Origin of the sequence: Paenibacillus violae (genome assembly GCF_032461945.1) — a bacterium.
In the GTDB taxonomy this organism is placed as follows: Bacteria; Bacillota; Bacilli; order Paenibacillales; family NBRC-103111; genus Paenibacillus_E; species Paenibacillus_E violae.
Map to the genome: position 1 here is coordinate 191818 of NZ_JAWCUD010000002.1, position 13168 is coordinate 204985.

Consider the following 13168-nt stretch of genomic DNA (forward strand, 5'->3'; position numbering starts at 1 on the left):
CTCTTTTCATCTCTAATGTTACAGTTGAAGAACTTGATACGGAAGTTCAAATAAGTTAGCATGGTATCAACTATTGGTTTATGCAAAAGGGGTCATAGAATGCTAGAACAATTGAATACATTTATTCAGGTCGTAGAGTCCGGTAGCTTTTCAAAAGCAGCTGAAAAACTTTTTATTTCTCCTACCGCTGTGATGAAGCAAATGAATCTATTGGAAAAACATGTAGGCATGCCTCTTTTGATCCGCACTAATCATGGAATTGAACTGACCAAAGCCGGAAAATCCTTTATCAAGGATGCGACATTTATGGTGCAGTATTTCGAAGAAGCTTTGCTGCGAATGCGTCAATTCGTACAAGCAAATCAACTTGTAATTCGCGTGGGAACCTCTATGCTTAATCCCTGCAAGGTTTTGCTGGATATGTGGAATGAAGTCAGCAACCAATTCCCGCAATTCAAAATCAATATCGTGCATTTTGAGGATGATTCACATACACTCCCAACCACTTATCGTACTATCGGCAAAAACTATGATTTCATCGTAGGGCCTATCCATACAGAGAATTTAAAGGAATATTTCCAAGTACTTGAGTTGGGAACTAATCGTTTTTGCTTTGCTTTATCTCGAAACCATCGGCTGGCTTCTAAAAAAACAATATCTGTGAATGATTTGTATGGAGAGGAATTGGCTGTAGTAAATGGTGGAGGTAGCGCAGTAATTGATGAAATTCGTGATTTTATGATAAAGAATCACCCTAAAATCCGAATTAAAGATATTCCGCGTCTATATGATATTGATATTTTTAATCGATGTGAGGAAAGTGGTGTTGTCTTACTAACTTTAGATGTATGGGCAGATATTCATCCGTCCCTAGTAACAATTCCTAGCGACTTGGACTTCGCAATCCCCTATGGCTTGATGTATCCCTTATATCCTTCTGAGGATGCCAATCAGTTTTTAGAAATCATTAAGGAAATACGATCTCAGCAGAATTAACCGGTACATAGTCTACCACATTGTCTGTAAGTCCAATAGATGAAAAAAGACTGCCGAATGGCAGCCTTAGTAAGAGGTACACTTGCGCAGAGCTTCTCCAATGACAATGAATTGGGCTATAGCGGAGACTCCCTCTTTTCAAATCTCACTTAAATCCGTTTCTTCTTTGGAACAGTTGTTGTCAAATAATCTTCATCTTTCAATATCTTCGCAATATATAAAATCTGCCCCATGTGTTCCGAGAAATGAGTTGCACTCTGAATAAAAATCTCTAAGTTGGTTTGTTCACGATTACCTGTTTTTTGAGTTTGCAATAATCCTTCGTTATCCATTGCCATTAATGTCTCTTTAACTTCATGAAATGAAGTCTTAATATTCTCGATTAAATCATTTTTCGATATAAAATGCACTTCAAACTCCCCATCACGGTCTCTCGTGAACGGTATCTTATTCATTCCTTTGCCAATACGATCGTTTATATTGCCGCTAATGTGAACGATTAAATTCGAAATACTATTACTTGACTCGTTAGGACGCCAATTTACTTGTTCATCGTTTAGCTGCTCCAAAACCAAAACGATCCTTCGCTCAATGACCTCAAATCTGTCATTTAACATGTTTTTTATCTCTTTCATATAAACACCTCATTTGAGATTATAGTAAGATACACTTCTTAAATGTTCACATATGACATATTGGCCTTAGTATAACGTTCACCAGCAGTGATGCCTATTGGCGCGACTTCATTAATCTGCCTTAACTCATCTTGTGTTAGTACAATATCTGCGGCAGCAGCGTTTTCCTCCAGGTATGAAATCCGACGAGTTCCGGGAATCGGGACACACCCCTGAGCGATCGTCCAAGCCAATGCCAACTGTGAGGGTTTGACCCCTCTTGCATCAGCAATCTGAGTTAAAGCTTCAACGATACGCATATTAGATGCCAGGTTTTCGCCGCTAAGTCGAGGATCCGTTTTGCGAAAGTCCGTTTGATGAAGTTGGTCCGTCTATTAAAAGGTAGGATTACATATCAATTCACAAGTACTAATACTTTTGTTATGTTGAAATGCTCATCTCTACTATACATTGAAACTAGCAATCATTCATAATACAGATATGAGATGTTGTGCATCTAATAAAATGATAGCTAGAATTTCATCATCCCGTATTTTGTTATAAAGGTAAAAATAATGTGCCAAGCATCGTAATTACAGCGAGTACTAAGACCCCCCAATAGACACTGTGAAGAGCAATTGTCAAACCGCCGGGATTTGATGCGTTTTCGAAGAGTCTAATACTTGGTTAATCGAATTTATCGAAACGGCATTTCCCAACGGATTATCAGAGCTTAATACAAATCTTTTAAATCTAAAGTTCAATATTCCACCTAACAAAGCAGCGCCGACTGAGCTACCTAATAGACGCATGAACATATTCGAAGCAGTAGTGAATCCTCCCATTTCACCGACAATGCTAGGCATAGCGGTTGAAATAATCGTCATTTCAATCGCAGCCATAAACATGGATATAACTATAGTCATTTGCAAGCTTATTCAGGCTTGATTTTTGAGCCAGTGAGCTGCTCGCTAAGCTGCCATAGGCGGCCAGCGGCAACAGGATCGATGGCGCGTGGTCGTACGCCAAATCTTTCCATTGATTCATCGTTCGGTAACAAAGGGGCAATCTCGCAATTGACACAATAAACGCCTCCCAAGCCTTCCAATCGAGGACTAGTCGCACACCATACGCTTGTTGCCGCACCCTGCTGTGGAGTTTTCCGATCTGCACCTTCAGGGTCGATAATTGGCTTACCGTTTTCATCAAAAAGTTTAACAGCATCCAATTCCGTCTGTGACAAATGTCTCTGCAAATCCGTTGCAATGCCACCTGGATGGACCGAGAAAGCTCGTACGCCTTGACGTTGCCCAATCGAGTCTAGTGCCACAGCGAACAAAGCGTTTGCGCTTTTCGCCTGACCATAAGCAGCCCAAGGATGGTATTCCCGATGTTCGAAATGAGGATCATCAAAGTCAACTTCACCTCTGATATAGCCATAAGAAGATAGGGCTACAACACGCGCTCCTTCCGCGCGAACCAGCGCCGGCCAAAGACGTACGGTCAGCTGAAAATGTCCAAGATGATTAGCTGCAAACTGGGATTCATTGCCGCGTTCGTCACGAGCTAGCGGCGCAGCCATGACGCCAGCATTGTTGACAAGAATGTGCAGCTTGTCAAAATGTCTAAGGAAACGATCTGCAAAAGCATCGATGGATGCGGGGTGAAGCAAATCCATGACCTCTATAAGGACATCCGGCATTTCAGCGAGAGCAGCCTTAGCCTTATTTATATCTCGAGCGGGCACGATAACTTTGGCCCCTGCGGAGTGGAATGCACGAACGGTTTCTAACCCGATGCCGGAATAGCCTCCAGTAACCACAATGATTTTACCAGTTAAATCGATCCCTTGGATGACCTCGGCTGCTGTTGATGTTGCTCCAAAACCGGAGCTAATAGGAGTTTGCTTCGTTGCCATAAGGATATCTCCTCCGTTTGTTGTTTTAGCATGAAAGCCTTGGCTTCAGCTTCTACATTATGCAACGGATTTAGGACCGATCGGTATAAACATTCATCTCAATTGATTGCCTATTCCTATCACATCCATTGCAGTTGAAAGTGACTGTATATTATGATTGGAACAACTATCGGGTATGTTAAGGAGGATGAGATTATGGATCGCCAACTCGAACTGCGTGAACATATTGTTAATCTTATAGAACGTCATTCACGACAAAATAACGGCTCGCACCCCACTTCGATTCCATCTTTGATTCTCTTTCGTCAAGATAAAAGGACAACCCCCACTCACGGGGTACATGACCGCTCAATTTGTTTTGTTTTTCAAGGTAAAAAGGAAGTCACGTTAGCTCAGGAACTCTATCGCTATGAGTCAGCTGAATATATTGCCGCCTCCGTCGATTTGCCAGTAATCAGCCAAGTTATCGAAGCTTCCCCAGAAGCTCCCTATCTCGCGCTCAAGCTGAAATTTACACCAGAACAAATACTCGAGGTCATTCAGGAGTCCAAAATCCAGACACATCCGGAAGAACACGCAAAGCGAGGTTTATTTGTCGGAAAAATGGAAGAGGCATTATTGGATGCTGTTAAACGATTCGTGCAATTGCTGGATCACCCGGAAGAGATCCCCTTACTTGCGCCGCTCATTACAAAAGAAATTCTGTTTCGCGTTATACAAGGAAATCACGGGATCGCATTGGAACAGATCGTCAAGGATGGGAGCGGTGCATACCGAATCATCCATGCCATCGACCATATCAAACAAAATTTTGAAAAACCATTGCGTATCGATGATCTTGCGGAAATAGCCAATATGAGCGTTCCCTCGTTGTATCGACATTTTAAAGATATAACCGCAATGAGCCCAATTCAATTTCAAAAACACCTGCGATTGCAAGCGGCTCGAAGCCTTTTATTAAGCGAACCTACTAAGGCTGCTGAAGTCGCATTCCGGGTAGGTTACGAGAGCCCTTCTCATTTTAGCCGAGAATATACTAGAATGTTCGGTCTCTCGCCTATTCAAGATATCAAACGTCTGCGAACGTTGAATGTGTGACAACCTTGTCACCCGACGCTTATTGACATTATAATGAGTTCATTATGTGAAAATTAACCCAGTGTCAGTAAACGCCGAAAGGACGATTGATGAATTTCATGAATACTCGAATTGAACAACTAGTTGCTTATATGGATCAGCGAGCGATTGATGCTGTGCTGATTACGATGCCGAAACATGTGTATTATTTGACCGGGTTTGCGAGCGACCCACATGAACGTTTTCTCGGTTTGCTAATCCCACGCGGCGCTGAACCGCTGCTAATCGTACCGGCTCTGGATCTTGAAGCAGCGCAAGCCGCATCGACCGTAAAGGCAATCCATACTCATACGGACACCGATAATCCCTATGAAATTCTCAGCAAGCTTCTGCCATCCGGCATTCGAACGCTGGGACTGGAGAAGGACTATATGACGGTTAGCCGGTTCGAGGCAATAAGCCAAGCGGTCGGTGCAGCCGTCTATGCCGATATTGACGAGCCGCTGCGCGAGATGCGCGTCATTAAAACTCCGGATGAAGTTATTCGCATGAAGCATGCGGTACGGATCATTGAGGATGTGCTACAAGCCGGCATCGCTCAAGTGAAACCAGGCGTTACCGAAATTGAACTTGTGGCGGAGCTGGAGTACCAGATGAAGAAGCTCGGTGCGAGCGGACCTTCCTTCTCGACGATGGTACTGGCGGGTGAGAAATCTGCGATGCCGCACGGCGTTCCGGGTTCACGGGCCGTCCGCGAAGGAGAGCTGCTTTTATTCGACCTCGGCGTCTATGCAGACGGATATGCATCCGATATTACGCGAACGTTCGCGGTTGGCGATATATCGGAAGAACAAGCGAAAATTTATCAAACGGTGCTGCAGGCGAACCTGCTGGCCATTGAAGCGACTCACCCCGGCGCTACGCTCGCCAGCTTGGACCAGGCGGCGCGCGATCACATCACAGTCGCCGGTTACGGGACGTATTTCATGCATCGACTCGGGCACGGTCTTGGTATGGATGTGCACGAATATCCGTCCGTACACGGCCAAAACCAAGAGCTGCTGCGCAGCGGCATGGTCTTCACGATTGAGCCGGGCATCTACGTTCCGGGCGTCGGCGGTGTGCGGATTGAAGATGATGTGCTCGTCACGGACAGCGGCGTCGAGGTGTTAACCTCTTTCCCTAAGGGACTTACCGTCATAGGGTAATGTTTCAAACATAGGCAGGTGATGCCGGCTTGTGTATCTTGTGTGCAATAAAAAACTCTTGTCCGCCATGTAAAGGCAGCAAGAGTTTTTTACTTTCAATGGCTGACAGTTACCAGGCGTAAATGCCCTTCTCATCCAAGAATTCGGCATTATGACGTTTGCCATCTGTCGCATAACCCACAATAATCGCAGCAGCAGCTTCTTTCGATTTACCACCTGCGGCATTGCCGTTAAGATCTGTTGATGTGAACCCAGGCGTTACCGCGAATACTTGCGCTCTGCTGTTTCTAACTTCGTAAGCCATTGAAAGTGTCATGGCATTGTTGGCCGTTTTCGATGAGTTATAATCGAATGCATTTAAAGTAAACTCAGCATTTTGCATATGGTCCAGTGAAGCCATATCGGTCGATACATTGACGACTGTACCTTCGTTATCTTTGATTAAAGGGAATAACCGCTGGTTCAAACGAAAGGTCCCGAAAAAGTTAACTTCGAACGCATTCCTCAGATCTTCCTCTTTGGTTTCCATAAAAGAGCGGGAAAAAGCGCCTGGCATACCTGCGTTATTGATCAGAAGCTTCAATTCCGGATAACGCTTGTTGATCGTATCGGCTGCAATTTCGATGGTTTTCAAGTCTCGCATGTCAATTTGCACAAATTCTACGTCCAACCCCATGGAAGTTAGCTCGGAAACAGCTGCTTCACCGCGTTCGACACTACGTGCTCCAAGGATGACTTTCCAGCCTGCTTCGCCTAATTGCTTAACGATTTCAATTCCGATTCCTTTATTTGCTCCAGTCACTAAAGCGATCTTTTTCATGCGAATCCTTCTTTCTTTCATTTGAATTTTATTAACTATTTAAAAGTTACTATGCTACACTATGTGTAGGTCAACAATTAATTTTTCATAAAAAGAGGGTATGTATGTTAACGATTGGAGAAGTGGCAAAGAAAGTCGGAATCAATATTGGAGCGATCCGATTTTACGAAAGAAAGGGACTGTTGCAACCTGCGGCCCGAAACGAGTAGAATAACCGTCTCTACACGGAAAATGATCTGAACTGGCTAATTTTTATCAAATGCCTTCGCGAAACGGGGATGAGTGTGGAGGACATCAAAACGTATTATGACAAAGTGAACGAAGGAACTTCAACCCTGCCGGAGCGAATCAAACTAATTGAAGATCAGAAGAAAAAGCTGTTAAATGATATTGCGGAGAAAGAAGCGCAACTCGTTCATTTGGAAGAAAAGTTGAAGCGCTATTATCGCGGGGAAAATTATTAATATCGTATGTAACTATTCACCCGTTAAAGAACTAAAGACAGCCGACTTGTGCCGACTGCCTTCATCTCTTCATTCAACTATGTTTTATGAGAATCGATACGTCCAGAATCGTTCCGTTCCGAAGCGTGCCAAAATTTCAGGATCGGATAATTTCTTGTTACCTAATAATTCTGCGGCTTGGAATTGAGACTTATGGGATTGAATAGAAGCCATCTTCTGTTCCAAAAAGCTTTTTACATCATGAACGATATCGGGTTTACCAATTTCTTGTTCATGATTTTTGGCGAATGCCATACAATGCACAGTTGGCCTTCGGTCGGCATGCATTCTGCCAATGGTTCGGATTACCGCCGCTCCGCATGCTTCGTGATCCGGGTGAACACTTAGGGTCGGGTGGAAAGTAATGACTAAAGAAGGATTAAGCTCTTTGATAAGTTCTTCGATGCTTCCATCCAACTTGGCTTTATCCTCGAACTCGATCATTTTATCGTGAAAGCCGAGCATCCTGAGATCCTGGATGCCAATGGCGCGGCAAGAAGCTTCAAGCTCCTGTTTGCGAATGACAGGCAATGTGACCCGATTGGCGAAAGGCGGTATGCCCATATTGCGGCCCATTTCGCCTAAAGTTAAACAAGCGTAAGTGACTTCTGATCCTTGGCTAAGATGCATGGCAAGCGTTCCTGACGCGCTGAATGCTTCATCGTCCGGATGTGGAAGTACAACTAGAATGTGTCGTTCCATGTATGTTCAATCCTCCTTTAACTTAGAACGGTTCCCGGCTTAATTGCAGCGCCACGACAAGTTTTCCCGCCGTATCATGCCCCGCAAGGATAAGCCTTTCGGAATCCGTTTCTTCATAGTGAGTAAGCCCTTCGGAATAAACCCAACCTTGCTCCGTTTTCAAGCCGATGCGATAAGGTCCATTGCCCGAAATCGAGCCGTGAGAATAACGAATAACAGCGTTCGAAATAAAGGTCGCGGCCGGATGTTTCGTAGAATCCAGATGCGCGGCATAAGCCCCCGTTGTCATCTCGAGATGAATATATAAATCCTGATTAATAAGGATATCGATAAACTGCTGGACTTTCGTCTTGTCGATAAGCTGCATATACTTCCCTCCAATTGCCTTAAATAGATATCGTGCTTCGAAGAAGTTTATCCGATATGACATTATTTTAGCATATCTTGCCTGCGAAACCATATCGACAAGAGAATGAAGACATAAAAAAAATGCCACATCCTATGCGGCATTCATTGATTTTAAAAAACTCGCTTACAGTTTAATCAACACTTCCGTGCCGTCCTGAGCTTTGACATCGACCAGAACCGTCCCTTTGTAACGCTGCAGCTCCTTGATGAGCTGTCTAATGGCTTGCTTCGTATTTCGGTTTTGGAGAATCGACAACACCAGTTCGATCCCGAACCGACTGCTGTCCACTTCGAAATCATGCTTCCGATTCAATTGCCCTTCCGAATCTCCCCCGAATTTGTTCAAACAATCCTTCAATATGCGGTGAATTAAATTGGAAGTCAGAATACCGCTCCCCATGTGCAGGACTGTATAAGGGACAGGAATCGTAAAAGCGTGCTCCTTACTCTTAACCTTCACAATCATCATGACCTGTCACTCAATCACGACGGTGACGGTGTCTGATACACCGGAGCGGATGTCAATGATTTGCCCGTCGAGCTCGTTCTCTATGGCATCGATTAGAAGGTCGATATCGATATCCTTCACATACTTCGCAGCCTGCGGAATATTGGACGCGATGCTGTGCCCCGCTGCGAGTACAGCTTTCACTAGTTTAATCGGCAAATTGATGTTCACATTATCATTTTCGTGAGAAGTTACCCTTATTTTCAATGTCTTATCTAAATAACCACCGGAAGTCGATGACAGTTTCTTCGAAACGTTGGGTTTCCCTAGCATCTGCACGGTATGCGAAGTAGGAGCCGTTTGTTTCTCCTTAAGTGCGTCAATCAACTCAGAAGCCTTGACCGAATCAATTTTACCCTCCTGCATCATGGACAACACTTTGCTGATTTCTTCTTTCATCGTTATTCCTCCTTATTCATCCTTCAGCATTTTGACCGCTTCATCCGCAGTGATTTCGCCGTTCTCCAGCATGGCAATGACCTTCTTCTCATCGACTTCTGGCTTCTTCCGCGTATCGTATCCGAGGGCTGAAATGATATCATTGAGCTTACCGCGCACCGTCGGGTAAGATATTCCGAGCTCTTTCTCCACTTCCTTAATGTTGCCCCTGTTCACTAAAAAGGTAATCACAAAATGGAGTTGTTCGGGCGAGAGTAGAGCCAGATTGGATAATTCAAATGTGTTCTCTATGGTTGTCCGGCAATGTCCGCATTCCAGCTTGACGGCGTGCAAATGATGGTCGCATACAGGACACTGTGTGATGATGGGATATTTCATACTCGGCCCCTTTCTTTTTCTAAATTATAATTCATTAAGTTTAAAATGTAAATCAATAATTATTAATAATTACAAGCATAAAATTAATTTTATTAATTTTATCATTAAATATATTGAATATCAGAAATCGCAGAATTCGATTGAAAACAAATAATCCGAGTATTGCTCAGAAGCAAGCAATACTCGGATTCAAAGATAAACCTTTTTATATAAAATTTCTGAGGAACTTCCTCAGAAGCCGGCCGTCCAACCTGCGTCCGCAGCGATAACTGCACCGTTAACAAAACTTGATTCGTCAGATGCGAGGAATAGAGCTACTTGCGCAATTTCTTCCGGTTGACCAGCGCGCGGGATGACACCTTGGGTAACCTTTGTTCGAGAAGCACCGAACTCGTTCACGTTAGTCATGGTTGAAGCGATGTTTGTAATCGTCGCCCCTGGCGCAATCGCGTTGCAACGAATCCCTTTTTGAGCATACATAAAACCGGTATTTTTCGTAATCCCGATAACAGCATGCTTAGAAGCCGTATAGGCAACGCCTGCATGAGCACCACTAAAACCGCCTGTTGAAGCTGTGTTGATGATGACGCCTTTTCCTTTTTCGAGGAAGATGGGAAGAGCTTGCATGACAGATACCTTCAAATTTTTTTTGAACACGGGGTTTCAGAAAAACATTTGAGCTTCTGCTAATTCCTTCGCATATACTTGCCAATCCTTCATGTTTTATCCAAGTGTAGGATGAATAATTTGCCAACACTAATAAGTAATTGTAATCACTTTTGTCGTATCGTCAAACTTCACTTTTGCTCCCAGCACTTCAGACATCAGGCGCACGGGTATCAATGTAGTACCATTATAGAGTTTCGCCGGTGTCTGCGTTTCCCGCTCCTGATTTCCATCTGCATACGCAGCTTTATTGGTAAAGAAGGTAATGGTTTTACCTTTTTTCGTGTAAATAGCCGCTTGCTTGGACTCGTCCCAGCTAACTGAAGCACCAAGGGCCCCAGCCAGATCCCTGACCCACAAGTAAGAAGATCCATCGATAATAACCGGCTCCATGCGGGCAGTCAGCTTAATCCCATCGAGTGTAAAGGCACTTTCCTGGAGTTTAAATGTAACAACGTGCGGTACATCCCCAGTCATTTGCAATTGTTTGATATAAAGCTCCGAGTCCTCATGCAGCTTTTGCTTGCCAACAGATGGAGCAGGTTCCGTTTGAAAGCTCCAGTCCTTGTCCAAAGTTTTTGCTTGACCGTTGTCCATGAACGATACTTTGACATGAGCGGTGTAGCGCGAATCCGGAAGCAAGGGTTTCGTCGGGATCAGCATAACGGCATTATCCAACTCTTTATCGCTGTTGGGCGTATCGTGTAAGATGCTGATCGCTTTTCCTTCACTGTCCACTAGAGAAGCTTCATCCAGCATGATGTTTGTTACGTTCTGGCCGGAGATCACAGCCAACAACGGATAACCTACTGGATAGCTGGCAGCACCGCGATGAATTTGTAGCGGGTCAGGAGACTCATGTCCATTAAAATCAATTGGAACATAGCGGTCGCCAGGTGCCGGTGATACGATCATCTGTGTTGATGCTTGCTGTTTGAAGCCAAAATCCATGACCACATAGCTGCCTTCGCGGTCAATCCCAATTTCGGTCGCTTCCGGCATGAGAAATGGAATGCGATGGTAAGGTGCATCAAACAAGCTGTCAATCGCGTCAGTTATATTGCTCCACCCGTAGGATGCATCCTCCCCCATCCCCAAGCCGGTATAATTGACATACCGAGCGCGCTGCGTCAGAGTTTCTCCGATGTAGCCTGCTTTGGCGTTGTCTTCGACATGGAGAGAAACTTTTTGAGCGTCCACTTGATTATTATGCAAGTAAGAAGCATGGAGTTGAGCGGCTTGCGACAGTTCCTGGCTCCAATGCAGTGGCTGAAGACCAAATAATTTTCGGTAATCATTTACGGCGTTCAGCCCTTTTTGTTGCTCGGCTGTGGGAGATGCTGTCACTGAAGTGTCAGCTTTTTTGGCAATGATAAACGTCCAGCTTTCCGACATTGGATGATAGCCGGACATATTGATGAACAGATCTACATGATGTTCGCCAGGTTTCAAATCTACTTGCGGCAAGTATGTATAGCTATTTGCATCTTGATCCCAAGTTCCCTTGACCTCTTGGTTATCCAACAGCATTTGGAAAGAAACGTTTTCGACTTTGAAAGTCGTAGTGACAAATGTAAATCCAATCTCAGGGCGTGAAATTCCTACGGTTAATTCCGGGAATCGCTTATATTGGAAAGACGATGAATCAGCGAAAGCTCTACCATTCGGGACAAAACTGACAATCAAACAGAAAGCTAACAGAAATGAAAATAATCTAACGGGGAAAAAACTGGACTTGAATTGCATAACTCCTCCTGGACAACTGAAATGTAATCAGACAGCTTGGATGCTGAATGCTTACACTTAATTCAACAGAAGCAAGTAATTTCCTGCTATATTTACAATTCAATCCTATTTCCTCCTGAAGAGTTGACCCTTCAATACTCAGATTTCTATACGACGACCAAACAAATCATGTTGATTCAATACCGTAAAAGCCCTATCCGCTTTCAAAAAATATTCATAGTTACCGAATCTCGCTTTTGCTTCTTGGTCGGGCAGCCATACCCATTCGTCTATTTCAGTCTGGCACCGGTGGTCACGAAACGCGGCAAGCTTGGCATCCAGGTGCGCATGCACATCAATTTTGACGACATCTTTACGGGCATACCCATATCGTTCCGGACGCTCCATCACATCGCCGAACGTAATAAAATACAAGGATCCCCGTTGGCCGGTTTTTTCAAAAGCAGCTGTCGTCGCTTTCCCAATGGCACAATGATCGGGATGACCACCCAGCTTCTCATGAAAAGTAAGCACGACATCAGGGTCAATTTCTTGGATAATAGCTGCAATGCGTGATGTCAAACTATCCTCATCGACAAACTCAACGGTCTTATCGCGGATATCCAAAAATTGCAACTGCCGTATTCCCAAGCTATCGCAGGCATTCCGTAGTTCTATTTCACGAGCAGCTGCCATCGTTTCACGATTGAGGTAAGGCGGATTGCCCATACGTCGTCCCATTTCTCCGCGCGTTGCGCTTACTAGTGTAATGTCAACCTGTTCACTGGCGTACTTGGCGAGAGTACCTCCACAAATAAATGACTCGTCGTCGGGATGAGCAAACACCGCTAATAGCTTTTTCGATGGTGTATTTTGTGGCTTGTTCATTCTGGAAACGGCTCCTTTCCTACATGCAGGGCAACATTCATCCGACCTCTGTCATCATAACCAGCCAATAAAAGACGACCATTTGCATCAATCTCATAATGCGTTAGCGCTTCCATTCGAAGCCATCCATGCCCGTCAAATCGGAGAGCGGCACGAAATGGACCTTCCCCCGCTACAAACGCATGGGTAACCTTGACCTTGAAATTGCGTACGAATACAAAAGACGTTGCTTCACTGTGAATATAAACATCAGTACCAATGAAAGCTTGAAGCTCTTTTTCTACGTTTGATCGGTTTATTTTGATCATTGCTTTGACTCTCTTTTCTGAAAATATTTAAAATGCTATTTCTAGATAAT

Annotated in this window: 15 protein-coding genes and 3 pseudogenes; 4 read left to right on the top strand and 14 right to left on the bottom strand. The window is 44.3% G+C overall.

All coding sequences use genetic code 11. The annotated features are described in order from the left end of the window. Positions 1-99: 99 nt before the first annotated feature. A complete protein-coding gene (locus RQP52_RS07870; RefSeq protein WP_315950662.1) occupies positions 100-996 on the top strand; it encodes a LysR family transcriptional regulator in 897 nt (298 codons plus the stop codon). 149 nt (positions 997-1145) lie between these two features. Here RQP52_RS07870 and RQP52_RS07875 read toward each other — a convergent pair whose 3' ends face one another. From RQP52_RS07875 to RQP52_RS07890, 4 genes and pseudogenes are all read right to left on the bottom strand, one after another. Further along, positions 1146-1631 (bottom strand): DUF1572 family protein, encoded by a 486-nt coding sequence (locus tag RQP52_RS07875; RefSeq protein WP_315950663.1) that lies wholly within the window; start codon positions 1629-1631, stop codon positions 1146-1148. 38 nt (positions 1632-1669) lie between these two features. Continuing rightward, a pseudogene (locus RQP52_RS07880) lies at positions 1670-1951 on the bottom strand (aldo/keto reductase); the annotation flags it as partial. A gap of 300 nt (positions 1952-2251) precedes the next feature. Further along, the gene (locus tag RQP52_RS07885; RefSeq protein ID WP_315950664.1) at positions 2252-2512 is read right to left on the bottom strand and encodes a hypothetical protein; all 261 of its coding nucleotides are present in this window, start codon (positions 2510-2512) and stop codon (positions 2252-2254) included. A gap of 32 nt (positions 2513-2544) precedes the next feature. Continuing rightward, entirely contained in the window at positions 2545-3528 is a 984-nt protein-coding gene (locus RQP52_RS07890; RefSeq protein ID WP_315950665.1) for an oxidoreductase, read from the bottom strand. A gap of 195 nt (positions 3529-3723) precedes the next feature. On the opposite strand from RQP52_RS07890, the gene RQP52_RS07895 reads away from it, so the two are divergent. Together RQP52_RS07895 and RQP52_RS07900 are read left to right on the top strand one after the other, a co-directional pair. Next, the gene (locus tag RQP52_RS07895; RefSeq protein ID WP_315950667.1) at positions 3724-4626 is read left to right on the top strand and encodes an AraC family transcriptional regulator; all 903 of its coding nucleotides are present in this window, start codon (positions 3724-3726) and stop codon (positions 4624-4626) included. 98 nt (positions 4627-4724) lie between these two features. Next, on the top strand, positions 4725-5813 hold the full coding sequence (locus tag RQP52_RS07900) for a M24 family metallopeptidase (protein ID WP_315950668.1): 1089 nt from the start codon (positions 4725-4727) through the stop codon (positions 5811-5813). 109 nt (positions 5814-5922) lie between these two features. Here RQP52_RS07900 and RQP52_RS07905 read toward each other — a convergent pair whose 3' ends face one another. After that, positions 5923-6633: an SDR family NAD(P)-dependent oxidoreductase gene (locus RQP52_RS07905; protein WP_315950669.1), complete on the bottom strand. Its 711-nt coding sequence runs from the start codon at positions 6631-6633 to the stop codon at positions 5923-5925. 104 nt (positions 6634-6737) lie between these two features. On the opposite strand from RQP52_RS07905, the pseudogene RQP52_RS07910 reads away from it, so the two are divergent. Beyond that, positions 6738-7097, top strand: a pseudogene (locus tag RQP52_RS07910) (MerR family transcriptional regulator). Positions 7098-7181: 84 nt separating this feature from the next. Here RQP52_RS07910 and bshB2 read toward each other — a convergent pair. The 9 genes and pseudogenes from bshB2 to RQP52_RS07955 all read right to left on the bottom strand — a co-directional run bounded on the left by bshB2 (position 7182) and on the right by RQP52_RS07955 (position 13118). After that, positions 7182-7838 carry a bacillithiol biosynthesis deacetylase BshB2 gene (gene bshB2 / locus RQP52_RS07915; RefSeq protein ID WP_315950671.1) on the bottom strand — a complete coding sequence of 219 codons (657 nt, stop codon included), beginning with the start codon at positions 7836-7838 and terminating at the stop codon, positions 7182-7184. Between the two features lie 22 nt (positions 7839-7860). Beyond that, a complete protein-coding gene (locus RQP52_RS07920) occupies positions 7861-8205 on the bottom strand; it encodes a YojF family protein (RefSeq protein ID WP_315950673.1) in 345 nt (114 codons plus the stop codon). 165 nt (positions 8206-8370) lie between these two features. Beyond that, positions 8371-8715, bottom strand: a complete 345-nt coding sequence (locus RQP52_RS07925; protein ID WP_315950674.1) for a hypothetical protein — start codon at positions 8713-8715, stop codon at positions 8371-8373. Positions 8716-8721: 6 nt separating this feature from the next. After that, positions 8722-9153: a hypothetical protein gene (locus RQP52_RS07930; protein WP_315950675.1), complete on the bottom strand. Its 432-nt coding sequence runs from the start codon at positions 9151-9153 to the stop codon at positions 8722-8724. Positions 9154-9165: 12 nt separating this feature from the next. Then, a complete protein-coding gene (locus tag RQP52_RS07935; protein WP_315950676.1) occupies positions 9166-9531 on the bottom strand; it encodes a DUF2089 domain-containing protein in 366 nt (121 codons plus the stop codon). Positions 9532-9762: 231 nt separating this feature from the next. Further along, a pseudogene (locus RQP52_RS07940) lies at positions 9763-10152 on the bottom strand (SDR family oxidoreductase); the annotation flags it as partial. Between the two features lie 135 nt (positions 10153-10287). Further along, a complete protein-coding gene (locus RQP52_RS07945; RefSeq protein WP_315950678.1) occupies positions 10288-11943 on the bottom strand; it encodes a stalk domain-containing protein in 1656 nt (551 codons plus the stop codon). A gap of 138 nt (positions 11944-12081) precedes the next feature. Beyond that, positions 12082-12810, bottom strand: coding sequence for a PIG-L family deacetylase (locus tag RQP52_RS07950; protein WP_315950679.1), 729 nt, complete (start codon positions 12808-12810; stop codon positions 12082-12084). Then, positions 12807-13118: a DUF1806 family protein gene (locus RQP52_RS07955; RefSeq protein WP_315950681.1), complete on the bottom strand. Its 312-nt coding sequence runs from the start codon at positions 13116-13118 to the stop codon at positions 12807-12809. Before RQP52_RS07955 ends, RQP52_RS07950 begins: the two co-directional genes overlap by 4 nt. Positions 13119-13168 lie beyond the last annotated feature (50 nt).

Bases quoted from the DNA above. Each gene is read 5' to 3' on its own strand.
- RQP52_RS07895 (WP_315950667.1), top strand. From the start codon at position 3,724: ATGGATCGCCAACTCGAACTGCGTGAACATATTGTTAATCTTATAGAA.
- RQP52_RS07885 (WP_315950664.1), bottom strand. From the start codon at position 2,512: ATGGCTGCGATTGAAATGACGATTATTTCAACCGCTATGCCTAGCATT.
- RQP52_RS07920 (WP_315950673.1), bottom strand. From the start codon at position 8,205: ATGCAGCTTATCGACAAGACGAAAGTCCAGCAGTTTATCGATATCCTT.
- RQP52_RS07875 (WP_315950663.1), bottom strand. From the start codon at position 1,631: ATGAAAGAGATAAAAAACATGTTAAATGACAGATTTGAGGTCATTGAG.
- RQP52_RS07950 (WP_315950679.1), bottom strand. From the start codon at position 12,810: ATGAACAAGCCACAAAATACACCATCGAAAAAGCTATTAGCGGTGTTT.
- bshB2 (WP_315950671.1), bottom strand. From the start codon at position 7,838: ATGGAACGACACATTCTAGTTGTACTTCCACATCCGGACGATGAAGCA.
- RQP52_RS07930 (WP_315950675.1), bottom strand. From the start codon at position 9,153: ATGAAAGAAGAAATCAGCAAAGTGTTGTCCATGATGCAGGAGGGTAAA.
- RQP52_RS07905 (WP_315950669.1), bottom strand. From the start codon at position 6,633: ATGAAAAAGATCGCTTTAGTGACTGGAGCAAATAAAGGAATCGGAATT.
- RQP52_RS07900 (WP_315950668.1), top strand. From the start codon at position 4,725: ATGAATACTCGAATTGAACAACTAGTTGCTTATATGGATCAGCGAGCG.
- RQP52_RS07925 (WP_315950674.1), bottom strand. From the start codon at position 8,715: ATGATGATTGTGAAGGTTAAGAGTAAGGAGCACGCTTTTACGATTCCT.
- RQP52_RS07955 (WP_315950681.1), bottom strand. From the start codon at position 13,118: ATGATCAAAATAAACCGATCAAACGTAGAAAAAGAGCTTCAAGCTTTC.
- RQP52_RS07870 (WP_315950662.1), top strand. From the start codon at position 100: ATGCTAGAACAATTGAATACATTTATTCAGGTCGTAGAGTCCGGTAGC.
- RQP52_RS07945 (WP_315950678.1), bottom strand. From the start codon at position 11,943: ATGCAATTCAAGTCCAGTTTTTTCCCCGTTAGATTATTTTCATTTCTG.
- RQP52_RS07935 (WP_315950676.1), bottom strand. From the start codon at position 9,531: ATGAAATATCCCATCATCACACAGTGTCCTGTATGCGACCATCATTTG.
- RQP52_RS07890 (WP_315950665.1), bottom strand. From the start codon at position 3,528: ATGGCAACGAAGCAAACTCCTATTAGCTCCGGTTTTGGAGCAACATCA.